General features: G+C 60.9%; 13 protein-coding genes, 1 tRNA gene, 1 pseudogene and 1 riboswitch. Of the genes and pseudogenes, 9 read left to right on the top strand and 6 right to left on the bottom strand.

What is annotated here, in order from left to right; translation table 11 throughout:
* Positions 1-136: 136 nt before the first annotated feature.
* The 3 genes from N688_RS19520 to N688_RS19505 all read right to left on the bottom strand — a co-directional run bounded on the left by N688_RS19520 (position 137) and on the right by N688_RS19505 (position 2,970).
* A complete protein-coding gene (locus tag N688_RS19520; protein WP_052890843.1) occupies positions 137-814 on the bottom strand; it encodes an ATP synthase subunit B family protein in 678 nt (225 codons plus the stop codon).
* A 376-nt stretch (positions 815-1,190) separates the two neighbouring features.
* Positions 1,191-1,706, bottom strand: coding sequence for a pantetheine-phosphate adenylyltransferase (coaD, locus tag N688_RS19515; protein WP_052890842.1), 516 nt, complete (start codon positions 1,704-1,706; stop codon positions 1,191-1,193).
* A 1,173-nt stretch (positions 1,707-2,879) separates the two neighbouring features.
* Positions 2,880-2,970, bottom strand: a tRNA-Ser gene (locus N688_RS19505).
* A gap of 337 nt (positions 2,971-3,307) precedes the next feature.
* Here N688_RS19505 and N688_RS19500 point away from each other — a divergent pair.
* The 6 genes from N688_RS19500 to N688_RS19475 all read left to right on the top strand — a co-directional run bounded on the left by N688_RS19500 (position 3,308) and on the right by N688_RS19475 (position 12,464).
* A complete protein-coding gene (locus N688_RS19500) occupies positions 3,308-4,861 on the top strand; it encodes a protein phosphatase 2C domain-containing protein (protein ID WP_052890840.1) in 1,554 nt (517 codons plus the stop codon).
* A 242-nt stretch (positions 4,862-5,103) separates the two neighbouring features.
* Positions 5,104-5,393: riboswitch (cobalamin riboswitch) on the top strand.
* A 147-nt stretch (positions 5,394-5,540) separates the two neighbouring features.
* A complete protein-coding gene (locus tag N688_RS19495; protein WP_052890839.1) occupies positions 5,541-6,524 on the top strand; it encodes an ABC transporter substrate-binding protein in 984 nt (327 codons plus the stop codon).
* A 256-nt stretch (positions 6,525-6,780) separates the two neighbouring features.
* Complete coding sequence (locus N688_RS23275; protein ID WP_052890838.1) at positions 6,781-7,206, top strand: flagellar biosynthesis anti-sigma factor FlgM; 426 nt, start codon at positions 6,781-6,783, stop codon at positions 7,204-7,206.
* Between the two features lie 358 nt (positions 7,207-7,564).
* Positions 7,565-7,936: a 4a-hydroxytetrahydrobiopterin dehydratase gene (locus tag N688_RS19485; RefSeq protein ID WP_052890837.1), complete on the top strand. Its 372-nt coding sequence runs from the start codon at positions 7,565-7,567 to the stop codon at positions 7,934-7,936.
* 453 nt (positions 7,937-8,389) lie between these two features.
* On the top strand, positions 8,390-9,070 hold the full coding sequence (locus tag N688_RS19480; RefSeq protein WP_052890836.1) for an SGNH/GDSL hydrolase family protein: 681 nt from the start codon (positions 8,390-8,392) through the stop codon (positions 9,068-9,070).
* A 142-nt stretch (positions 9,071-9,212) separates the two neighbouring features.
* Positions 9,213-12,464: an ABC transporter permease gene (locus N688_RS19475; RefSeq protein WP_052890835.1), complete on the top strand. Its 3,252-nt coding sequence runs from the start codon at positions 9,213-9,215 to the stop codon at positions 12,462-12,464.
* A 91-nt stretch (positions 12,465-12,555) separates the two neighbouring features.
* On the opposite strand, the gene N688_RS19470 is transcribed toward N688_RS19475, so the two are convergent.
* Positions 12,556-14,571: a serine/threonine protein kinase gene (locus tag N688_RS19470; protein WP_052890834.1), complete on the bottom strand. Its 2,016-nt coding sequence runs from the start codon at positions 14,569-14,571 to the stop codon at positions 12,556-12,558.
* 414 nt (positions 14,572-14,985) lie between these two features.
* Here N688_RS19470 and N688_RS19465 point away from each other — a divergent pair, with 414 nt between their 5' ends.
* Positions 14,986-17,814 carry a BACON domain-containing protein gene (locus N688_RS19465; RefSeq protein ID WP_238321124.1) on the top strand — a complete coding sequence of 943 codons (2,829 nt, stop codon included), beginning with the start codon at positions 14,986-14,988 and terminating at the stop codon, positions 17,812-17,814.
* Between the two features lie 40 nt (positions 17,815-17,854).
* Here N688_RS19465 and N688_RS19460 read toward each other — a convergent pair whose 3' ends face one another.
* Complete coding sequence (locus N688_RS19460; protein ID WP_052890832.1) at positions 17,855-19,162, bottom strand: MFS transporter; 1,308 nt, start codon at positions 19,160-19,162, stop codon at positions 17,855-17,857.
* A gap of 628 nt (positions 19,163-19,790) precedes the next feature.
* Here N688_RS19460 and N688_RS19455 point away from each other — a divergent pair.
* Together N688_RS19455 and N688_RS19450 are read left to right on the top strand one after the other, a co-directional pair.
* Positions 19,791-22,073 (top strand): protease pro-enzyme activation domain-containing protein, encoded by a 2,283-nt coding sequence (locus N688_RS19455; protein WP_052890831.1) that lies wholly within the window; start codon positions 19,791-19,793, stop codon positions 22,071-22,073.
* 319 nt (positions 22,074-22,392) lie between these two features.
* On the top strand, positions 22,393-23,487 hold the full coding sequence (locus N688_RS19450) for a phospholipase D-like domain-containing protein (protein ID WP_052890830.1): 1,095 nt from the start codon (positions 22,393-22,395) through the stop codon (positions 23,485-23,487).
* Positions 23,488-23,966: 479 nt separating this feature from the next.
* Here the strand turns inward: N688_RS19450 and N688_RS19445 are convergent.
* Positions 23,967-24,272, bottom strand: a pseudogene (locus N688_RS19445) (zinc-ribbon domain containing protein); the annotation flags it as partial.
* Between the last annotated feature and the right edge of the window lie 516 nt (positions 24,273-24,788).

Raw genomic sequence — 24,788 nt, 5'->3', positions numbered from 1 at the left:
CAGAGTAGACGACTAAACGGGAGAAGGGCTACAAATAGAGCTGAACAGGTCAGGCTGTCTGTCGATGGCGCAAGTCTGGAAGATACTCAGCTTCTCACGTACGCTGGTTCATTATAGGTGACCCTGAGAAGGTGTGTCAAGCCCTGGGCTCAGGGCGGCGTGGTGGCTCGCCTGGGCGCCCCAGCATGGGACCGCCCATCGTATCAGCGGCCAGGGAAGAGCGGCGGGGGGAAGGATGGGGGGGCAGGGCATCCTCCACCTCCTCCTCATCGGCGTAGGGGGCATAGTCCTCCTCTGACAGCTCCCCGGCGGCCTGGTCCTCACCTGGACTCTCTTCTTCGACATACGGTGAAGAGACCTCCAGGCTTTCCAGACCCTTCTCGATGCTGAGAATGGTACGGCTGATCTCCGTCTCGATCGCTGTCAGGTGCTCATGCAAGGAGCGCAAGGTCTCCGCAACGTAGGCGTTGGCCTCGCTCTTAAGCTGCTGGGCCTGTTCCTCGGCCAGACGTACCAACTCTTCTGAGCGCTCCTCGGCCTGGCGCAGCAGCCCCTCGCGATCCATGACGCGCTCGGACTCCTCGCGGGCCTTGGCCAGGATACTGGCCGCCTCTGCCTGGGCCTGAGCCAGGATGCGCTCCCTCTCCTGCAGCAGGCGCCTGGCCTGCTTGACCTCTTCTGGAATGGCCGCACGCATTTGATCAAGAATCGCCAGAATCTCGGCTTCCCTGACCATGATCTGATTGACCAGGGGCATCCTGCGGCTGCTGGCGATCAGGTTTTCCAGGCGATCTACCAGATAGAGTATATCCACACTGACCCTTCCTCTTCCTCGTGCTCTCTTGCAGCTGGCTGACAGTATAACCGACGAACAGATGAGTGATCGCTCCACTCACAGGCTGCGCCGCTGAGCTGATTGATCGGCTCCAGCGACCCGGGCCGTTGGAGGAGAGCGCACTCGGCTGATGTTCCCCGCCATGTTGCTCGCAACAGGCCGGCCTGTTGCCTATCTGTCTGTCTGTCTGCCTGCCTGCACCGAGCGGCCTCGGGCCTTCGGTCAGGGAGCCTGTCACGGGCTGTAAGCCTCTGACCTGTCTCTCTGCCGGTGGCCGCGCATCGGCGGCGCGATGGCAATCTGGCCGAGGCTGACAAGGTCACGCTTCATCACATGGTTGATGGCTGAGTGACACTCAAGATTCGCTCTGGCCGAATTTGCGCTGCAGGGCTTTAATGACCACGGGCGGCAACATGTCGCTGACATTCCCTCCCAGTCGAGCTACCTCCTTGAGCAGGGAAGAACTGACAAAAAGATGCTGTAGATTCGTCAGCAGACAGACGGTCTCGATTTCCGGGGCCAATTTGCGATTCATCAGCCCTTGTTGAAACTCGGCCTCGAAGTCGTTGGGGGAGCGCAGGCCCTTGATGATAACTGAACCACCTACCGAGCGTACAAATTCAACGGCGAGACCGTAAAATTTCTCAACGCGCACATTGGCGAGGCCCTCGGCAGCAATGACCTCTTCCCAGAGCTGCACCCGCTCGTCGACAGAGAAGAGCAGGTTCTTATCGGGAACAGCGTAGACTGCCACGATCAGCGTATCGAAAAGGCGGGCGCCGCGCCGCGCAATATCCAGGTGGCCGTGCGTGAGCGGGTCAAAACTGCCCGGATAAACGGCAATCCGTTGACGTTTCTCTACGTTGCTCACACGAACATCCCTTCACGATGCTGAAGCGGCCCTTGTCTATCTCTCTGTTGAGTGACCGACCGCTGTACCTGCCAGCGGAACCAGGAGCGCTCTCTGCAGGCAGCCAGGTAGCCAATCCGGGCCGGCGTGCGGCAAAAGGAGCGAGGCAGGAAAGAGATGGGGGAAGCAGGTGGCTCTGCCTGCTGTCCTCTGCCCTCCCTCTCTGCTGAGCTGCTCTGCGACTCTGCCTGCTCTGGGCTGGTCTGGCCTGGCTTGCGCGCTGGCCTTTCCTGCTGCCCTTCCTTGCCGTCTGGCATGTTGCTCTGTTGCCTATGATACCATACCTGCTGGAGATGGGGCAATGCGTGAAGCTGGGGCCAAGGCTGGCCGCGGCAGCAGGCGAGCGGTATATAAGAGGTGCCAGTTGAGGCCAGATCGCCTGGCGCGCTACTAAGGGGGGAGGATCGAAGCAAAAAAAAGGTTGGTGCTCTTGACGAGCACCAACCTGGTCACGAGCAGGGGCGGCAGGACTTGAACCCGCAACCTGCGGTGTGGAGCTGCTCCACCGCAACCCATCTTCAATGGGCTGGCGATGATCTCTCCCCGAACCGGACGTGCATCTTTCGATGCATCCGGCTCTCCAGAGGTCGGAAGCCAACCGCGGGCCAGACCTCCTGCATCCCTTCCCCATGTCTCAGGCATTACCCTGAGCATTTGAGTACTATGGATGCTCCGTCGCCATGCACCTTGCGGTGTTTAGGCGATCCCCCAGTTGCACTGCTGCTCTGCTCCGGGTTTAGGTGCCTCGTTCGCCGCTACACTCGCCTGGGCGCCGTGCGCCTGACGAGTGCCTCGCTGGAGAAGCGGTTGCCAGCCCTCCAAATTGCGACTGACAATCCAGCGAAGCGAGCGGCTGAGGTTCAAGCAATCCAGCCTTCACCATGCCCGGCCTAGCTGCCCGGTGGGCGTATCGCCGTGCGTTGCTTGTGGCGCAGGCCACCGGACTTTTCGACCATGCTGTTGTCCCCGCCCCCTTTCGGAGGCCAGGTAAGGTCGTGCTTTAATCACACCCGCTTCAGTGATGTTGCGCTACCGCAACAAGAGCAGAAGCACCACAGGGGCGCACTTTGGAGACCGCTGCTCTACCGATTGAGCTACACCCCTGTACACAGGCCACTTGACTTAACAGTAGCCTGGCGGAGAGGGTGGGATTCGAACCCACGAGGGACTTTTGATCCCTAGCGGTTTAGCAAACCGCCGCACTAGGCCTCTATGCGACCTCTCCGTGTTGGTTCAAGGTTTCTCTGCGATTGTCACCACAAGGATACTCCACTTCTTGTGACTTGTCAAGTCCCTTTCCTCGTTGGCTCTCACGGCAGGGTGGGCTACCCTCTCCTATCCTGCTCTCTGGGGTCAGGTGGCCAGTCCTTCGGCGGGGGGATGCTGGCGTTCGCTCTCTGGCGTTTGCGGGCGCATGTACCAGGAATTTTGGATGGTCATGCTGCACACCAGGTGAAGTCGTGAGTATACTTAATATTGTCGGCAAGAATTGCAAGAAAAGCACGATGCTGAGCTGATTGTGAGTGCCCGGCGCGACCTGGTAAAGAGAGGATAACGAAGCGATGCTGGGGCAATTCAACATCGGCTACGGGGTTCGTCAGATTCCGCTGCCCGTGCGGGCGCTAGGCTGGTTCTGTGTGCTGGTTATCCTGGTCTGGGTGTCGGGTGGCTTCCCGCCGCATGCCTGGTTGCTACTCTGGCAGACGCTCCAGCAACTGCCAGCGCTTTGGGCGGCCCGCGGTCCCGCTCTTCTGGCCCCTTTAGTGGGATTGGCTATCCTGGCCCTGCTCCTGGTCGCGGCCTGGATAGGGCTGTTGCTTGCTGGCTGGTGTCTTCTACGGACCTGCTGGATCTCCTGGCAGGAGCGTCGGCTGCTCAAGCAGGAGCTGGAGCAGTTGCGCGAAGCTGAGGTCCAGGCGACACGGGCTGCGAGGCACTATCAACCCGGTGCCGGCGAACGGTCCCGTTCGCAGCCCTTATCGGCCTACGCCGGAGCGCCTCTTCCCCGTCATCCCCGGGCCGGCTCTCCTGACTCGCTCTCACGCTCGCCGACCGCTGTCTCGGGTTCCTCTCTCAGCGCTGAGACGAGAGCTGACCCTTCTCTGGAGTCGCGGCGCGCCCTATGGGCCGATTTCCCTACGCAGATTGATCTCCCTCTCTCGTCCCCGTCTGCTCTCTCCGCGCTGATGGCGGCCCCCGCCGAGGAGCAGCTTGCCTTTCCCACCGCTGCAGAGGCCCAGACCCTTGAGACTCCCACCCCTGATAGGCTGGCGTCCGCTGAGAAGAGCGTTGCTGGACGACGTACGGAGACGCTGGCGAGCTTGCCGTCGAAAGGAACGCTGGTCATTCGTATGGGAGCTGTCACTGATCCCGGTCTCAAGCGTAAGCATAGGCCCAACGAAGATAACCTGGTAGCTATCCAGCAGCAGCGAACCCATAGTGGTCAGACCTTCGGCCTCTGTGTGGTGGCTGATGGGATGGGGGGCCATTCCAATGGCCGCGAGGCGAGTCGCATGGTGGTAGAAAGCTTTTGCGAGCTGGTCCTGCCGGCGCTGACGAATTCGATCGAGAACGATGAGGCTTTCTTGACTGGCGTTCTGGTTGACGCGCTGCAGCACGCGAACTTGAAGCTCTACCAGCGCAATCGTGCTGAGAAGGCTGATATGGGAACAACGGTGACGGTGGCCTTGCTGCTCGATCGTATGGCCTACGTGCTGAATGTGGGCGATAGTCGAACGTATCTCTATCGTCCGGCAACGGGCCTGACCCAGATCACGCAAGATCATTCGGTGGTGGCGCGCTTGCTGAGTGCAGGCTCTATTTCGCGTGAGGATGTCTATCGTCATCCGCAGCGCAATCAGATTTATCGCTGCCTGGGGGATCGGGCAGCGGTCGAGGTTGATGTCTTTGCTGTGCCTTTGCTGAGGGGCGATAAGCTGCTCCTGTGTTCAGATGGCTTGTGGGAGATGGTGCGCGATCCTCAGATTGAGCATCTGCTGGGCCTCAATGCTGATCCTGTGACGATTTGCCAGTGCCTGCTGCAGGCGGCACTCGATGGCGGCGGCGATGATAATGTGAGTGTCATCGTCGTCGAGGTGCAGCAGGTCGCTGCCTGAAGCTGGAAGCTGGACTGCCCCCCTGGCCTTCTGGAATGGGGGTGGGTGGGATCGAGCTGGCCGTATCTCTATTGCCTGTCTGATCGCCTGGTATCTTCCTGATATTCCCTCGGCTGATTGGTTCCCTCTGTCGCCGGGTCTTTCGGAGCCTGCAGTGAGCGCGTTGGCTCTTGTCCCGAAACAGGGGCCGCCCTGGGTTGACAGCCAGGCAGCCTCTTGCATATACTTCCTCTGCCAGCAGTGAACCGTGTGATGCATCGGGTGGCCGGAAATGCTTGCGTTCATTTCCGGCAGAATAGGGAAGCCGGTGAGAATCCGGCGCAGTCGCGCTACTGTGACTGGTGAGCACTTTGACGACCCGTCCGCTCCCCACTGTGGGCGGGTGCGAGTAGGTGAACAAGCAAGCAAAGCATAGATGCCACTGTTCCTGGGCAAGCCTGCATGGAAACATCTGCAGGCCAGGGAATGGGAAGGCGCGTCAAGGTGCGCTTGAGCCAGAAGCCAGGAGACCTGCCTGATGCCAGTGGCCCATGTTCCTTCGCGTCAAAGGAGCAGGCGGACTATCAACCACCAAACCGAGCTGACCCGCTGCTTCTCCGGTCCTTTTGTGTTGTAGTTGCGCCCCCTCTACGCGAGGTGACAATGGACGGCTATCTTTTGCTGTGGAGGAGTGAGCTTTATGCGCATCCTTGTCATCTCCCGACGGCTTTTCCCCTGTTTGTTGGTTTTGTGTTTTCTCTTGCTTGCTGCCTGTGGACAGAGCCAGGGTGGCGGCAGCGCGGCGCAGCCAAGCCCCACGCCAACAGTGGTGCGCGATATCTATGGCACGCCGGTAGTCTTTCCGAAGACGGCCCCGCAGCGTCTTATTTCTCTGGTGCCGAACATGAGCGAGATTCTGGCTGCGCTCCATCTGGAGAGCCGTATTGTGGCTGTCGACTACTATACGGACTATCCAGCGCAACTGACCCAACTCCCGCGTATCTCGGATGCCAACGGCAACTATAATGTAGAGCGGATTGTGGCCCTGCATCCCGATCTGGTACTCAGCTCCGGTGGCCTCACGGAGAAGTACGATGCGCAACTGGCACGTCTAGGCTTGCACGTGGTTGATTTGCCGGACAATACGATTGCGCTGATGCTGGCTGAGATTCAGACGGTCGGGCGCCTGACCTTCACTGAGAGTACTGCGGATGCCCTAGTCAGACAGCTGCAGCAGCGCATCGCTCAGGTTCGCCAGGCGGTCAAGGGAACGACGGCGCCCACCGTGATGCTGGAGGCTGATGATAGCACGCCTGGCAAGCCCTATGTCTTTGGAGGGGGGACGTTTGGCGATGAGCTGCTTCAGGATGCGAATGCGGTCAATGTCTTCCACGATAATACGAGTAATGGCGGCTATCCCCAGGTCACCGATGAGGCCGTGATCCGCGCCAATCCCCAATACATTATTCTCACCGAGGACCCGCGCTATGGCGGTGATCCGCAGCTGGTCTATCGCCGTTCCAACTGGGGCCAGATTACTGCCCTCAAGCTGCGCCACGTCTACCATCTCAGTACAGATCTGATGCAGCGTCCGGGGCCGCGCCTCGTCGATGGCCTGCAGTGCCTGGCCCAACTGCTGCATCCGCAAGTCTTTAGTGGCTCCCTGCCAGCCTATTGCCAGTAAGCCAGAGGGAGCGAGCGGCGAAAGTGGAAGGCCAGGCGGCGGCAGTAGGCTGGCGATAGGAATCAGGGACTTCTGGTCTCTCGAATTAGCGACAAATACCCCTTACCTGGGACGGGTTCCGGCTCTTACACTGGAAACAGGCATAGGTCCCCTGCTGGGGAGCGAAGGTCGTTCCGTCGCCGGTGCCCGTGGCAAGCGCTCTGTTGGCTATTGCTGGCGACGCAGTGATCGAAGAAAGAGAGGAGTCCTGATCATCATGCGCATTCGGCAAGTGACTCGGGCGGGCGGAGGGTCGAGGCGCAGTCGGGCAGCGCGCTCAGGGGCTGACGCGGCTCAGGCCAGTGCATCGGGGCAGAGCTGGCAGCCTACATCTCTGCAGGATACAGGGACTGGGTGGCGGCCCTGGCTAGGCGAGCGCGAGCGTGATGATGAGCGCTATCTGCGGCCCGCGCTGCCTCGCAGGAGGCGTTCCTCTCCTGTTGGTAGCGAAGCGGACGGCCACGGGGTACCAGGTGAGTCTCAGACGCGCCCAGGTGAGACGGAGGTGTCCGGGCCAGAGCTGGCGGCCCTGGTCGAAGGGGAACGCGCGGAGCGAGTGGCGGTGCTGAGGGCGCGTATTGCCGCGGGCACGTACGAGGTTGATTGTGTCGCGCTGGCTCGCAGGATGCTAGGGGATCACTAGGGACGGCTGAATGCTGAGCGGCAGCCAGCGCCGGGAATGGGCTGCTTTTTCCGTATGTGTGGCGCGATCCTGCGGAGAGGTGGGGGGTGGTCGGGAATGTTGGGAGAGCGTGCCGGGCCAGCCCCCGGTCCGGTCCTGGGAGCGGACAGATGAGTCCGCCAGGTCGGACCAGGGGAATGGATGGCTCGGACGCTCTCCTTTTTTAACAGTGGCAGGAGTGAGACCTCCTCGGCTATACTGAGCACTGACAGGGTCTGTCACTCGTGAGAGCGGCCTCGCTTGCGTGCTTGCTCTGGCTGGTTTCCGTTCGTGTTGTTGTGTCAGGTTCCTCACAAGGAAAGACGGGAGGGAGGTACCTATGCAAGATTTAGCTCAGATGCGTTGTGTGCCTTGTCGCGGCGGCGAGCCGGCTTTGTCCGATGCTGAGATCAAGCATTTGCTGGCTCAACTTCCGGGCTGGCAGGTGATCGAGGTGGATGGAATCAAGCGCATCGAAAAGACTTTCCATTTCGATAACTTCGCCCACGCTCTCGCATTCACGGATAGGGTTGGTGCTCTCGCTGAAGAACAGGATCATCACCCGCAGCTGGTAACCGAATGGGGGCAGGTGAAGGTCGCCTTCTGGACTCACGCCGTGGGCGGGTTGCATCAGAATGACTTCATTATGGCGGCTAAAACAGAGGCCGCTTTTGCTCAGGCCGAAGGTCGCAAGCCGTCTTCGTTGCCCTAAGCTGCGCTCGGAGGCCCTGAACACCAGCATAGCACTGGCCTGCGGGAGGCCCGGCTTGGCTCGTTCACTCAACGCTGTCCAGGGAGCCGTCTCACGGCTCCCTGCTGGGGCCTTTCTCCTCTCGCGGTGCTTCCTCTCTCCCTGCGCCGGATATTTTTCCCCTGGTTGCCCTCTCGACTCGCCTGTTGATGTCGATGCGTTGGCATAGTATGATATATAAAAAGATGATATCATCCGCGTAGAGAGGCAACTTGTCATTGCAACAGAGGGAATCTCAAAGATACGTGCCTGGGCATGAGGATGACAACGAGGGATTGGGCTCCCTGGGCTGACGTCAGTCAGCCCAGGTCTGACAGTAGCAAAGGCAAGGATAGCCAGCAGCGGCCCTGGCTGGTGGCATGGTTGCGGCGGTCTGGATCGTGGTCGGGCTGTTTATCCCGAGCTGCGGCCAGCTTGTGGCTGCTGGTCAGCCTGCTCTGTGGTCTCTGCCTGCTCAGCGCCTGCGGCCCGACGAGTGAAGCGCCCGTTGCTACCGACGAGCTGGGAACCCTGCATAAAGGTCTCGTCTACGTCGCCATTGGCGCTTCCGATTCCTTTGGCTTTGGCACGGCTGACCCCTATGCCGATAACTGGCCCATCGACCTGGCCCACAAGCTAGGCCCATCTGTCCACCTGGTCAATCTCGGCATTCCGGGGATTCATCTCCATCAGGCCCTGCGCCTGGAACTGCCCATCGCGCTCGATGTCCGTCCTGACATTGTGACGATCTGGCTGGCTGTGAACGATCTGGCCGATCAGGTACCGGTGACGGCCTACTCGCGCGATCTGGATCTGCTCCTCACGCGCCTGCAGGCGGGGGCGCCGCGAGCGAAGATTGCCATCGCCAATGTGCCCGACCTGACGCTCCTGCCGCACTTTCGCTCGTTCGATCAGCAATGGCTGCGTTCTCAGATTCAGCTATATAACGCGGCCATTGCTGATAATGTAAGGAAGCATCATCTGATCCTCGTTGATCTGTCGCAGCAGCGCTACAATCTGGCCCGCCATCCCGAGTACGTGAGTAGCGATGGCCTCCATCCGAGCGTCATCGGCTACGTCGCTCTGGCTGATCTCTTTTATCAGGCGCTGCGCTGAGCCGGGGCACGCCCTGGCGCCGCTTGAGCGGCAGAGGCCAGTGATGTTGGCCTGGCAGATAAGCAGTAAGGCAGGCTGCCGCGGAGGAGAGCAGCCGTGACAGGAGGTATCGGACAGGCTCAGTCATTTGCAAGAAAGTGGCATGACGGAACTATTTGGCATCCCACTTGATACGCTCAGCACCATCCTGCTGACCATCACCTCGGCGATTGTGGCGCTGGTTCTGGTACTGGCGCTGGGCAATCGGCTTTTTTTTAAGATTGGTGTGCGCAACATCCCGCGGCGGCGCACGCAGATGATGCTGATCATCTTCGCGCTCATGCTATCGACTACGCTGCTCTCTAGCGCCCTGGCAACCGGTGATGTCATGACGGGCGCGGTGCGCAGTGTAGCGACCTACAATGTGGGCAACGTTGATGAGGCGATCGAGGGTGGCTCTGGCGATCTGGGCTTCTTCGACGAGGCCGTCTATTATCGCTTGCGGATGCGGCTGCGTGGCGACCCTGACATTGCAGCTCTGGGGGCGGCCATCATGGAACATGGCCTGCTGGTGGCCGACCAGACCTCGCGTCAGGTGCGCTCGGCTGTAACGGCTCTGGCTGCTCTGCCGGGTAGCGAGGATGGGTTTGGGGGTATTGTGGCTGAGGATGGCAAGGGCCGTTTACATCTCGCCTCGCTGGGTCGCAACGAGGTCTATTTGAATCGGACGCTGGCGCAGCTTTTAAACGCTCATGCGGGCGATCGCCTCTATCTCTACTCGCAGCGCTGGCCAGGGCAGCGCTATGAGGTGCGTGTGCGCGCTATTGCCGATAGCAGCGGCATGATAGGCGAGACCCCTTTTATCGTCAGTCAGGTTCAGCTCTTCCGCCGGATCGAGCAGTGCGGCAACGCCATCACGCAAATCTTTGTCGCTAATCACGGTAGCGATGGACCCGATAGCATTGCCATCTCCGATCGCGTTGAAGAGAAGCTAGAGCGGCTCATCCCGCGCAACGTCCACGTCATTGAGGTCAAGAAGCTCGCTATTCTGAATTCGGAGAAGGCGCAAGACATTTTCTCGCGCATCTTCGTTCTGTTCGCCCTCTTTATTGTGGCTATTGGGATGCTGCTCATCTTTCTCATCTTCGTGCTGCTCGCAGCGGAACGGCGGGTTGAGATGGGCATGGCGCGGGCTGTCGGTGTGCTGCGTCGTCATCTGGTCTTGACCTTTCTCTTCGAGGGGGCGCTCTACGATTTGCTGGCCTCCTTCATCGGCTTGGCGCTCGGTGTGGCCATTGGGGCCTTGTTAGTGCTGCTGCTCGGGCCGGTGCTGGAGCGCTTTGACTTCCCGCTCAAGCTGACCTTTCAGCCGCGCAGCCTGCTCATTGCCTACTGTCTTGGGGCCATCTTCACCTTCTGCGCTGTGACGGTCTCTGCCTGGTTAGTGAGTCGCATGACTGTAGTGGAGGCTCTGCGCAATCTACCGGAGCCGGAGCGGCGATCGCTCACCCTGGCGGAGCTGAGGGGGCTACTTGGGTTAGTGGTGAAGGCTCTGCGTCAGCGCAGTCGTCGCCTGCTCAGCTATCTCAGCGAGCTGCTTATCGAGAGCGGGAGGGCCTTGGTCCTCGCGGGTCTGCTTCCGCTGCTGGTGGGCCTCGGGCTGCTCTCCTATGGTTTGACGGAGCGCCTGGTAGCTCCTTTCTCCCTGGGCCTCTCGCTCCTGGTCATTGGTGGTTGCCTGTTCCTGAAGACTGGCGTTTTGGCCCTCAGTCCTGCCAGATACAAGCCGCAGGTTCGTCGTCTCGGCGAGCGGCTGGTGCCGGCCATTGCTGGCCTGCTCATCTGTGCCTACTGGGCTGTTCCCTTCGATCTCTTCGCCTCGTTGGGCCTGGTGCGTTTTCGCTCCAGCATCGAAGTCTTCTTTCTGGCTGGTTTCATGATGACGTTGGGGATCGTCTGGGCCCTTGTTGCCAACGGCGAGCTGCTGGTCAGGCCGCTGCTAGCGCTCTCGCGTGTGCGCCCACGTCTGCATCTGCTGGCTCGTCTGATGGCCTCCTATCCGCTGCACTATCGCTTTCGTATGGGGCTGAGCGTGACGATGTTCAGTCTGGTTGTTTTTGCTTTGACCGTGATGACCGTGATCACGGCGGCCATGCAGCACAGCTACACCGACATTAATCTCCAGACTGGAGGCTACGACATTCAGGCTGTTCCCTACTTTCGGCCCTTGCTATCCAGCCAGGGAAAAGAGGCCCCTGATGAGCAATTGCGAGCTATGCTGGCCCGGCACGGCATTGATCCTGGGGCTTTCAGCGCCATCGGAGTGCGAACCACGACACTGGTGGGGGTGATCCAGCCGACGGCCTCTCAGCCGGCCTGGCGGCTCTATCCGGCTCAGGTGATCAGTGGGGGCTTTCTCCAGGGCTATGGTTTGCATTTGGTGGCGCGCGCGCGCGGCTTCAGCAGTGATGCTGCTGTCTGGCAGGCGCTGCAAGAGCATCCGAACTACGCCTTGATTGACAGCAGCGCCCTGGCGGCCAGTCTGGGTGCCCGCGGTTCGCCAGGGGTCTATGATCCCTCGGCGCCGACGGCCAGTGAGGCCGGGGTACCGCTCACGCCGCCCGGTCTTGATCCCTACTATACCTTTGCTCTCAGTGGGATCTCCCTGGGAGAGACGAGCTTCGCGCCGCAAAGCCTCTGGGTGACGCGCTCGCCGGGGGGCGATGATCTTTCTGCCTTGCTCAATGCCTCGGTCGCCAAGCTCACCATTATTGGTGTGGTTGATAACAGCAACGGAGATCATTTCGGACTCTACATCTCGCAGCGGCTCTATGGTTCGATTGCGCCCGACCCGAACAATCCCGAGGTCCAGGCTTACTACTTTAAGGTGGCACCAGGTCAGGATAAGCGAGCGCTGGCCTTGCAGCTTGGCTCGGCCTTTCTCGATGAGGGTCTGGAGACGACCGTTTTGGAAGATGCCATCTGGGAAGTGCGTGGGCCGCGCATCCTGCTCAGCGATATCATGATCGGCATTGTCGGGCTGGCGCTCCTGCTAGGGGTAGCGGCCCTGGCCATTACGGGTACGCGCGCTGTGATTGAGCGGCGCCAACAGATTGGGATGCTGCGCGCGCTCGGGTGCAGCCGTCGTTTGATCAGGATGGCCTTCCTGGGGGAGTCCGTCCTGGTGGCGGTGCTCGGCAGCTTGATCGGCCTGGTGCTGGGTTTGCTGCTAGCGAGCAATCTGTTCGCCGCCAATTTCTTTGAGCGCTATCAGACCGGCCTGGTCTTTGTCATTCCCTGGGGCCAGCTGGCCTTCATCATCGGCCTGGCTCTAGTGGCCTCGCTGGTGGCGGCGCTCTTGCCGGCCTGGCAGGCGGGGCGGGTCACACCGATCGAGGCCTTGCGCTATCAGTGAGGGAGGCACTCCCCCGGAGAGGGGTGGATGGCGCAGGGGCGGCAGCAGGGGAACGCCGGGCAGCTACCCCTGCCGGACCTCCTGGCTGGTGCTAGCAGGTCCAGCTGACCTGCGCCGAGGTGCCATCCTGGGTGCGGAAGAGCAGCAGGCCCTGACGCGGGCAGGAGGCGTAGATGTAGATTGTGACTTGCTGTTGACTGCCAGGCTCTAGCCAGCCTTGCTGTGGTGCGAAGAAGGCGCGCACGTTTGAGCTGCTGGCCGACCACTGGGTGGTATCGCTGGCGGCGGAGGAGAGCGAGAGCGTGACCTGGCAGCGGAAGGTGAAGCTCTCATGGCTACAGTTGTTTGATCCATTGAGCTGAGCTGGACTGACGGCCAGCAGCGGAGGGGTGGGCGTAGGCGTGGGCGTGGGCGTGGGACGCGGTGTCGGGCTGGGCGTTGGGCTGGGTGAAGGCGTCGGTGTGGCTGTAGGTGAAGGCGAAGGCGTCGGACTGGGTGAGGGCGAAGGCGTCGGGGTCACTGTGACCATGACGGTGCTTGTTGAGAGGGTGGGTGTCAGTTGGGCTGTTTGACGCCATAGGCCGGCTGAGAGCAGTGGCAGCAGCAAGATGATGAGCAGGCTCAGGATAACCAGGAGACTGACCGCCCCCATGAGAATCCAGCGTCCCTGACTGGCCTCGCGCCAATAGTTGACGCCCTGGCCCGGGCTGCCGCGAAGACCGGCGCCCGCTCCCGCAAGACCTGCTGTGCTGCCGACAGCTGGCCCTGGCCTGACGCTCTCACTGGCTAATGTAGGTTGCTCATTCCAGAGGAGGACGGGCGTGGCTGAGGCTTCTGCCTCCTCCGCCTCGCTGGCTTGCTGATGCAGCTCTCCTGCTTGTTCCAGGGCGCTTCCGCTAGCGGCTGGCGCTGTCGTCTGGCTCTGGTTGGGCAGGGCTGGCTGTGGGATGGTCGCCTGCTCATAGATCGAGATCTCTTCCTCTGTCGATGTATTGCTGGTGAAAGTCCCTGCCTGCTCTTGAGTACTGCTGGCCTCGCTACTCGCGGCTGAAGCGTCGGGCGTGCCAGGCTGCAGCCCTCCGAGGCCAAGAAGGTGGTTGAGGTTGGGGCTGGAACTCTCGGCCTCGGGGACGTGGCTGGCGTCGCTGGGGCGGGACAGCTCGCCGCTCGCCGGCGAGAACTCGAAAGGGGATGGCCTGGCTCGTCCCGCTGATAGGAAACGTATCTCGCTGGCAGCGGGTAGGTGCGGGAGACTGCTGCTGGCTGGTGCCGGCAGGCTGCCAGCGGGAGTGGTGCCAGCTGCCGGGAAGAGCGCTGCCATGAACTCCTTGACGGTGGGGAAGCGTTGGTCACTGTCTTTGGATAGGGCTTGCAGGAGCACCTCATCCACCCGGCGGGGTAGCAGCAAGTTGAGCTGTGTCGGGGCTACCGGCTGCTCTTGGGTGTGCTGCCGGGCCAGCGTTGCAAAATCCGTGCCGCTAAAAGGGGGCCGTCCAGTCAGCAGCTCATAGGCGAGGCAGGCCAGGGCATACTGATCGCTAGCGCGGCTTGCCCTCCCTTCGAACTGCTCAGGGGCCATGTAGGGCCAACTGCCAGGGCGCAGCTGCGGCTCCCCGTCGATCGCCGTGGCCCAGCTGAAATCGGTGAGCCATAGCTCTCCTTTGGTATTGAAGACGATGTTCTCCGGCTTCAGGTTGCCATGCGTCACATTGAAGTGGTGGGCATAAGCCAGGGCCTCAGCGACCTGCTGCAACAAGGCCCCCGCCTCGGAGAGGCTCAGCGGAGCCATTCCCTGGCGGGCCAGCCGCTGGCGCAGCGAGCCGCGCAGCGCATATTCGCTCATCAGGTAGACTTCGTCCTGGTCGACACCGCTCTCTAGCGGGGGAAGTAGGTGCGGATGGCGCAGCATCCGCAACAGGCGCACTTCGCGAAAATACTGCTCGCGATTGCGAGGGAAAGGAGGGTGGAAGAACTTGATCACCACTGTGTGGCCGGGGGCTGTCAGATGCTGAGCCAGATAGGCGCTGCTTGCTGGTCGATTGCCGAGGCCGGCAATGATCCGATAGTGGCCGATCACTCTATCGATATAGCGATTGCGCTCGCGCATAGTTCCTCCACCGAGGCATGAGGACTGTCATCCACAGGCGACCATTGCTGCTGCTGTCGGTCACTGCTCCAGTTGACCAGGGGTGCTGTTCCAACCTCTTGCCACATCTTGTTTCCCCCTCTTCTTTTCTCGCTTGCTTGCTGTTAGCGCGCGCTTACTGGACTGCCTCATTCCAGAGCAAGGAGAGTATAACTGGCACTTCTGCATGGTGTCAATGAAAGAGAGAAATGGGGGATGACAATAGCTCCCTGTGCCTGATAATATCAAGACGAATGGGCTGCCGCCTTTTCTAGAGTGACTCACTCGTGAATTCTTCGTTATCTATTCATAGCAGTACCAGAGCTGTCTATTTGGACTGAGTTGGTCATAGGATCATAGGATGCGGCTTGAGAGTGTAGGAAGGGTCTGGTGACAATGAATCGGTGCCTCTACTGCAACAGGTCATGTGAGCAAGGGGTGGTGTTTTGCGACGAGTGTCGGGCACTGCTGTTGCAACGTCATGCCCTCGCTGAGCAAGAGAAGCTTTTTCCCCCGAGAGATGAAGGACGGCGGGTAGCTGGGCTTTCTTCGGATAGTGATGACTGGCTGCCATCCTCACTGCGTGGCTTCCCGACGGTGCCGATGAGTGCTGCTGATGGGGTTTGGGAAGAGGAAGATGGGGCTGATCCACGGGTGCGCTCTACGCTGGCGCCGGGATCAGAGCAGAGAACAGGTCGAGAGGGAGGGGCTCAGGGCAGTTTTCCCCCGCTTGAGCATGGTGAGGCGAACCAGAGCTGGCCAGCCTGGCGCTGGTCCAGGATGGCCCGGCGGCGCCAGGACTGGTCTGAGGAGCTGGGAGCCTGGAGCTGGAGGCCCCCCCAACGCGATGGCGAGCCAGCTGGAGGAGCAGAGTCGATGCGGGCGACGTCGGTAACGAGTCTACCCGCTTCCAATGGGGTGGATGGGGCGCGACCTGGCGGCTCATCGTCTGGCTCCAATCTCGCCAGTTTCAGGAAGGCCAGGAGAGGACCCAGGCTCTTAGAAGGCCGGGGCTGGGCGCTATGGTGGAGCCAGCCAGGACGCAGGCCCTGGTTGCGCTGGCTTTTTGTCGGGCTGGCGCTCCTGGCGCTCTTGCTCATTAGCTTGAATGGGTGGCTGATCCGCTCACATTTCGCGGGGATCCATCAGCCGACCATGCCAGTAGGACAGCCGCCGTTCTTGACGGCCATGCCGACGCTGGTCCATGCTGGCCAGGCTGTCCATCTCCATCTCGATCATTTTCCGGCTTTTGCCCAGGTCTATTTCAGCTACGATGTTGGTCAGGCCCTGGCGCCTGTGGGGATGGCCTCCATTGTTCACCTGGGGGCGGCAGGTAGCGCCGATGTAACCGTCACCATTGGGCGCGACTGGAGTCCCGGTAGCCATACCATTCAGGCCGAAGATGTCGCCACCCACTATACGGCCAGTACGACGGTTCAGGTGTTGGCCGGTGGTCCGCTGCGTTCGCCGATTCTGGAGGTCAGTCGTCGCAGTCTGGACCTGGGCGCGGCGGTGCAAGGTCTCAATAGCGTGGCGCCCCTGTGGTTAAGCAACGGTGGCGATGGAAGCCTCTCCTGGACGGCGAGCAGCGATCAGCCCTGGCTTCTGACTACGCCGACACAAGGTGTGCTCAGCGAGCGTCAAGTAATCTTGATCGCAGGGTCACGGGCCAATCTGCGGCCAGGCCTCTATCACGGGACCATCACCTTCAGCACTGATAGCGGCCCCTCGCTGCATGTCCAGGTGACGATGCGGGTTGAAGCGATCCCTACCACAGACAATGGTCGGCAGGCGTGGCCGCTCTTACTGACGCCGGCGGCTCTGGCTTTCTCGCTCAGCGATGGTGGTCCAGCGCCCGCAGCACAATTTGCCACACTGGCTAATCCCGCGCGTGAGGCGGTGACCTGGTCCAGCCGTCTGACGGTACCGCCCGAGGCTAGCCAGGATGCGCCGCTGCCGGCGCGCGCCGATTGGCTCCAGCTCAAGCCGGGCCAGGGAAAGCTCGCCGCTGGTGAGAGTCTGTCTTTGGAGATAACAGCCCAGGGGACCCATCTGCTGCCCGGTCTCTACCTGGCCATTGTCCAGGTGAGCAGCGCGCGCTCTTCGGTCCCAGCGGCGACAGCGACCCAGGTGCTGGCGGTCTCGCTCACGGTCCTGCCTGCCTGTCGCCTAGCCTTAAGCTCGCAGAGCCTGACCTTTACGATCGGCTCAGGGCAGAATAGTGCCAGCGATCAGTCGCTTGAGTTGGGATTAGCACCGGGCTGCGCTTCCAGCCTGAGCTGGCAGGCGTTTACCTCGGCGAGCTGGCTCAAAGTTGATCCGGCCAGTGGGCGGGTCGATGTAGCCCACGGAATGAGTGTCCATGTCAGCGTGGACCTCAGCGAGCTAAGCGCCGGTACCTATAGTGGTTTTATCCTCTTCTCCATGCAGCAGCGAACACAAACGGTGGCGGTTCTTTTGAACTGGCTAACCTCGGCGGCTCCAGGCGGCACAAGCGGCAGTGCCACCACAACGGCGACCACTGGCGGCCCGGGTCGTACTCCGCTGGGGGCGACCCTTTCGCCCAACAGCCTCAGCTTTACGATCGAGCAGGGAGGCCAGCCGCCGGCGGCGCGCTCTGTCCTGCTGAGCGCTAGCCAGCATCCGCTGCTGTGGTCGGTGACGCTCAACACGATCGCGGCTCCCTGGCTGAGTGTGGCGCCTCTCAGCGGCTCCCTGGCGGCTGGCCAGACGGCCCAACTGAGTGTCAGTGTCAATGCGGCCAACCTGACGCCGGGGAGCTATAACGGCCAGTTCAGTGTCTCGCTGGAGCCTGCCGATGGCCTGCCGGCCAACCCCAGCCAGCAGGTGCAGGTGGTAGTAGTGACCTTAACGGTTCTGGCTCCCTGCGTACTCGAAGTCACCCCCAGTAGCTTGAGCTTCAACAGTTCGCTGTTGCAGCCAAATCCGCCCCCGCAGATGCTTTCCCTGCGCATTGACGGTGGCTGTCCTCGCCCGGTGGCCTGGGTTGCCAGCGTCGATAGCGATAGCGCCTCCTGGCTCCATCTGAGTCAGGCCAGCGGTAGCGAGAACGGTTCTGGAACGACCATCGCGGTCTACGTCACGCCTCCGCGCCTGCTGCTGAAAACGTTGCGGGGTCAGATTACCATTACAGCCAGTGATGGCGGGCAGAACCCCCTGCAGAGCAGTCCCCAGGTCATCGCTGTCACTGTCAGTCCAGGCTGAGGCCGGAGCGCGGCCCGCAGCGGAGTCGCTCCGGTTTGGTTTAGTGTGGGTGAGCGCCTGGCTCTGCGAGGTGACGCACGGCTGGACGCCCACCCACAAGCAGGAGACTGAGCAGGCCGACGATGGCCCCCGCTAAGGCCACGGTCGGGGGACCGCCCATGAGCGCGATCAGACCACTCGCACAGAAATCTCCCAGGGGCCTGATTGCCATGATCATCAGCGTGTTGAGGCTCATGACACGTCCTCGCATCTGAGCAGGAACGCGCGTCTGCATCAGCGTGATGGTGGTGGCAGCAATCACGTTCTGCATGGCGCCAACCAGGAAGAGGGTCAGCAGCGAGAGCCAGAAGAGATGACTCAGGGCAAACAAAAGCAGGGCCACAGCCCAGAGACCAAAAGCCAGCATGAGTAGTCGCCCCTTGCGCTTGAGTTCCCCCAGGGAAGCCAGCCCCAGCGCTCCCGCTACAGTGCCAATGCCAGAGGCCGAGAAGAGGAGGCCAAGCTGAAACGGCGTCAGATGGAGCACCTGCACGGAGAAATAGGGCAGGATAATGGCCGCCGAGGGATTGAAGAACAACAAAGCGCCGTAGGCCGCGATCACCCAGGGCAGAACAGCGTCGCGCCCAATGACCTGCAGCGCTTCACGGATCGATCCCAGGAGATTGCCAGCATGGGCACCAGGTGCCGCTGCCTGACCCTCGCCTGCCGGGACGCGCATGAGGAAGAGGACAATCAGGACGCCCAGGTAACTGACGGCGTTGAGGAAGAAGTTGCCCGCGTAGTGGATGAGGCCGATAGTCAGACCGGCCAGCGAGGGCCCTATGACCGCCGCTCCGTTAAAAACAGCAGATTGGAGCGAAATGGCGTTCATGAGGTCTTCCCGCGGCACCAGTTGGGGAATGAGGGCAGAGCGCGCCGGCTGATCGAAACTGAGGACGATACTGTTGCCGAAGGCAATCAGGACAATCATCCAAACCTGAATAACTCCCAAGTGGGTCAGCACCCCCAGCAGAAAAGCCAGCCCCATCGAGATGCTCTGCGTACAAAGAAGCAGCCGGCGACGGTCGATGCGGTCGGCTACTCCTCCCCCAATGAGCGCAAAGAGAAGGAAAGCGCTGGCCTGAGCCAGAGAGACAACCCCCAGGGCCAGGGCCGAGTTATGGGTCAGCTTGAGAACAAGCAGGCTCTGGGCGACGATCTGCATCCAGGTCCCGACTGAGGAGACAACCAGACTGATCCAGAGTAGACGGTAGTTGCGATGACGCAGGGCGCGGAAGGTATTGAGCCGCTGGCGATGACTGGCGGGCACGCTGCCCTCTGGCGTTGCTGTGGTCGACGATCTGTTCACGGACGTGGAACGCTCTTTCTTTCGTACTCACTGGCATATCTCTACATCTGCTAATAATTATACGTCTTCGTGCGCTCCTTCCTGGCCCTTGAGTCAGAACCTGCGTGAGCGCCTGTTGCTCGGGACTGAGAGCCCGGCTCTCGGCTGGTACCGGCTGCATGCTCTTCCTCCTCCTGGCCTCCTTGCGCTTTTTTAGCGTTTCTGTGCAAACGGAAGAGATGACGGTATCTCTGTCCCGGTCCTATATACTTGACAGACGTGATCTGCATCGGTATTATTAACTATAGGCTCGTCTTGTATAAAGGAAGCAAGCGGGGATGTATGACTCCCCGGTGCCAGCTGCTTCCTGCACGTGGACCACGAGTAGAGTTTCTCCTGTGTCTGTGGCCTCTTCTGCTACAGATATTCAGCTGTCTGACGAGCTGAGATACGTGCACTGCAAGCAAAGGAGGTGTCTTCCTCAACCCCCGCGAGGTGTTCCTGTCTCTGGCGGAGGTGACCCGAAGGTTGACCTCTTAGCCGATCCACCTTTTGCCTGTACTACCTGATGATAGGCTGTCTCTGACCATGTTGTCCGGCCAAGTCTAGCGGTACACAGTCGTACCGACCTTACAAGCTAGAGGTGCCGATGAACATCGCAACATTCTTCCGATCTGCGCGCCGCCTAGCCATTGTCCTGCTTGCGCTCAGCGCCAGTAGTGTGGCGGCTCTACTCCTTCTGATTGTGCCATCCGCTGCCTATGCCCAGCTGCATGGAGAGGCTCCGACCAATCGGAGTCTGATTCGTGGGCATATGGTCCCGCTGCTAAGGAATCACAAGCCACTCCACAGTGAGAGTGCCAGCCACACCCTGCAGCTGTCGATCGCACTCAAGCTTCGCAACGAAGCCCAACTCGATGCGCTGCTAGCGGCGCAGAATGATCCGCAGTCTCCACTGTATCATCACTACCTCACGCCGCAGCAGTTCAGCGAGCAATTTGGGCCAACGCCCGAGACTGTCAACCGGGTTGTGGCCTACCTGCGTGCCCAGGGATTGCGCGTCAACAGCGTCTCGTCCAACCGCACACTCATCAGCGCCAGCGGGAGCGTTGCCCAGGTGGAGCAGGCTTTTGCCATCACGCTGGCCGATTATCAGATGGGGAATCGTACCGTCTACGCGCCGACCGGTGAGCCATCCGTGCCGGCGGAGCTTGGCGGTCTGATTCTCAACATTGCGGGCCTTGACAACGTTGCCCACTATCGTCCCCTGGGCCTGCAGCGTCTCAGCAGCAGCCAGATGCCGCACACTGGTCCTGGTGGTGGCTACACTCCGAGCGAGCTGCGTACCGCTTATGACATGAACTCGCTCATCAATGGTGGGAGCAACGGCAGCGGCCAGACCGTGGCCATCTTTGAGCTGGACGGCTACCGGGCCTCGGATGTCAATGCCTACCTGAGCTATTATGGCCTCGGGTCAGCGAAATATTCCAATGTCCTGGTAGATGGAGCGACCAACACCGCTGGCTCGGGAGCGATCGAAGTCGAGCTGGACATGGAAGTCGTCTCGGCCATCGCGCCAGGTGCGAACCAGAAGATCTACATTGGACCCAACACTGTCACAGGGGTCAACGACACCTACAATCGTATTGTGACAGACAACCTGGCCAAGGTCGTCAGCATCAGCTGGGGTGAATGCGAAGCGGCGGCGGGAACCTCAGAGCTGGCCACCCTTGACAACATCTTCAAGCAGGGAGCGGCCCAGGGCCAGGCTTTCTTCGCTGCCTCTGGTGACTCGGGTGCCTATGACTGTGATAACAACAGTCTGGCCGTGGACTCGCCCGCCGATGATCCGTATGTTGTCGGCGTTGGGGGAACGCATCTGGTCACTGGGAGTGGCGGCACCTACAGCAGTGAGTCAGCCTGGTCGAATCCCAGCGACACGCAGCGCAGCCCACATGGCTCGGGCGGCGGTGGTGGCATCAGCTCCTACTTCGCCCGTCCCTCCTACCAGACCGGCCCGAATCTGACCAATGCCAATCGAATGGTGCCGGATGTCTCGGCGGATGCCGACCCGGCCACAGGCTACTCGGTCTACTGTACTGTTACTGCGGCAGGCTGCTCCAGCTCTGGCTGGCTGGCCGTTGGTGGTACCAGCGCAGCAGCTCCTCTCTGGGCCGGCGTGGCGGCTGATGTCAACCAGTACCTGACCTCGCAGGGCAAAGCCACCCTTGGCTCGGCCAGCGCTACCATCTACCGCCTCTATAATACGACACAGACCTATAGCGCCTATCACGATATCACCAGCGGGAATAACCTCTACTACTCGGCCACCACGGGCTACGATCTGGCGACTGGTATCGGCTCGCCCGATGTGTGGAACTTTGCACGTGACGTCGCTGGCACCTCCGGAGGCGGTGGTGGTGGCGGTGGCGGCGGTGGCGGCGGTGGCACTACCACCCAGCTGCTGAGCAACGCTGGCTTCGAGAGTGGTCGCACCCCCTGGCAGGAATCTTCCTCGGGAGGCTATGAGATCGTCGACTCGACGAACCCGCACACGGGCAGCTACAGCGCCTACCTCTGCGGCTATAACGGCTGTAATGATCAGATCTGGCAGACAGTCACCTTGCCCAGCACGACGACCAAGGTGGTTCTGAGCTACTGGCTCTACATCAGCACGCAAGAGTCGGGCAGCACCTGCTACGACTACTTCTACGTGCGCATCCGTAACTCTAGTGGCTCGACGATCACAACCGTACAGACCAGGTGTAATGCCAATGCCGCTGGCTGGACGCAGTACACCTTTGATCTGACCTCGGCGCTGAGCAGCTACTACGGGCAGCAGATCCAGGTCTACTTCCAGGGGACGACCGATTCGTCGCTGGTCACTAACTTCTTCGTAGACGATGTTGCCTTGAACGATACCCATTCCTAAGCGAGCCTCCTGATCGGTAGTGGTGGCTCATCGTGAGCCTGCCTCCAAGAGGGGAGGGCGGAGCAATGGCGCTCCGCCCTCCGTTTCATATGCAGTTCCGTCCCCGTCCTGATGCTCCCTCCTGCTATGCTGGGCTGCCAACCGGCTCCTATCGATGGGAAGCGCTGCCTGTAGCCTCTCCTCTGGCCTTGGGACGGCTAGCTATACTGGCTGTAGTTCATTGAGCAAGCGGATGGCACTACTGATGGGCGATCCGCAGAGCCAGCCGCCAAGGCGCTGAATACCACAAACCTATCCCTGAAAGCCAGGAGGCATGGCAATGTCGCATCTTCAGAGCAGAAGCTGGCGATGGCAGCCTGTCATCCTCTTCTCGCTGACGCTCTGGCTTCTCGTCTGGCCACTACTGCTGCCGGGACCAGGGATCATAGCCCAGGCGGCGCAGCCGTCCCCTCTTGTCCGTCCCGCCTCTCGCCCAGCCGCGGCGACCCCCGGACCTGGGGTCAAAGGCGTCCAGCTCTTTGTTGAGCCGCAAGCTGGCGAGCAGGTCATTCTGCAGGCCATTGCTGAGGCTCAGCGCTCGCTCGCTGTTGAGATCTACCTGCTCACCGATCGTAGCGTCATTCAGGCCCTGGAGGAAGCGGCTAAACGGGGCCTGACCGTGCGTGTGATGCTAGAGCCTCATCCCTACGGCGGTGGCTCGCCCGCAGGTACCATACGGCAGCTACGCGCTGCTGGCGTCGAGGCGCGCTATGCCAATCCTGCTTTCCCGCTCACCCATGCCAAACTGATGATTGTGGATGGAGCGCGTGCCTATATCATGACTGGCAACTTCAGCCGGGCAGCCCTGGGAGGGAACCGCAGCGTCGCCAACCGTGAGTATGGGATCGTCGATCCCTGGCCCGGGGATGTCAGCAACCTGAGCGCCCTCTTCGAGGCCGACTGGCAGCGCACGACCAGTGGCTCCGCGATCAACGACGCTCATCTCGTCATTAGCCCGGGCAACGCGCGGGCCGCTCTCCAGGGACTGATCAGCGAGGCGCAGCGAACCGTCTTCGTTGAAGAGGAAGAGATGCGGGACCAGCAGATTGAAGCCGCCCTGGTTGCAGCAGAGCGACGAGGGGTGAGGGTGCAGGTCATTTTGCCGGCCCCGCGCGCGGAAAATGATCCAAACGCTGAAGGCATCGCCACGCTGCTGAGGGGCGGAGTGGCGGTACGCGAAGATGGCCAGCTCTATATGCATGCCAAAATGCTCGTCATAGACGGGCGAGAGGCTTTTGTCGGCTCAGAGAATTGCTCGCCGTCGGGCCTTGAAAGCAATCGTGAAGTGGGCATCCTGGTAGCTGATGAAGAGGTGCTGGCGACGCTGCAGACGACCTTTCGGAGCGACTGGGAGGCCTCACAGGCGGCCTCCTAGAGCGCCGGAATGGGTTAGCCCAGATCTGGGGGCGTCTGGCAGCCTTGAGCTGTCTTAACTCAGACTCAGCTCTGCCTCCTACCCCTTAAAAGGGAGAACTTTCCCGGCAGTCTCTTGTAAGAGGTGGGGTCGGGCTGAGCGGATAGACCGACGAGGAGCGAGGCAGGACGAAGGTCTGACCTTCATCCTGCCTCTTGAGTTCTGCTGTGAGCGGATCAACCTGCTCCGTTGGAAGCTCGTTCCTGCCTGCTGTGGAGGTTGAGGGACTGCTAGTGACGGACGAAGCCGGACGGCGTCAGACCGGGAAGGCTGAAACGAACCCCGGCAGTCGTCGAAGAGACAGAGCCTCAGTCAGACAGCGGAAAAGGCGGGAGTATCGACTACCAGCGGCGCCCACCGCGGCGCTCACGCCCGCGTCCGTGGCTTCCCTCATAGCTGCCCGAGTAGCTATAGCTCCGACTCTCATCGCGACGCCCGCCACGGGAGGAGCGAATCTCCTGGTAACAATCGCTGCAGTAGACGGGGCGATCCTCGCGAGGGAGGAAAGGAACGGTGGTTTGTCGTCCACAGTTGGAGCAGACAGCCTCGTACTGCTCCCGAGAGGAACGGGGCGAAGACTGACTTCGGGAGCCATTGCGGCGGGCGGCGCGGCAATCAGGGCAGCGCGCCGGGGGGTTGGTTAACCCTTTGCTGGCGAAGAAGGCCTGCTCGCCGGCAGAGAAGACAAAGTCCTGACCACAATCACGGCAGGTAAGAACACGATCCTGGTAATCCTCGTAAGACATCATGGGTAAAAAAACCTCTTCTGTACTCTGTGTTCGCTCCTCTGAACACACTGGGCTGAATGAACCGACTGTTACGGTCCGGCTGCAGTTATAATTCGCCTGGTTCCCGCCAGAAGGTCTGCCTGTGGTGATCTCAATGGGGAAGTCCTGAGCGGCAGGTGAGGAGCACCTGAACTGCTACTGAAGGATTGCTAGATCCCCGATCACACTCACATTATACCACGCCCATCCTAAAATACAATCAGCCAGGACGTTAACTTTTCGTGAATTTTGAGGGCCGTCTCGCTCGCTTAAGCGCCGTCAGGCCGGCCAGGGCGGGCTTCTGGCCGCGCCTGGATGGTGAAGCAGACTGCCTTTTCTGCCGCACGCGCACCCGATCCCGATTCTCCCAGACACCACTTGCCACCGACTGGCCTGAGAGTGGCCATCATCCCTTCCCAGGCTCGTACCGCCGGAGGACGATCCCCCTTACACGTTCAAGTTGCGAATCCTTTACAGGACATTTTTCCCTGGTAC

Origin of the sequence: Thermogemmatispora carboxidivorans, from assembly GCF_000702505.1 — a bacterium.
Taxonomy (GTDB): Bacteria; Chloroflexota; Ktedonobacteria; order Ktedonobacterales; family Ktedonobacteraceae; genus Thermogemmatispora; species Thermogemmatispora carboxidivorans.
The sequence above is the reverse complement of the archived record's forward strand: the minus strand, read 5'-3'. Positions and strand labels throughout refer to the sequence as shown.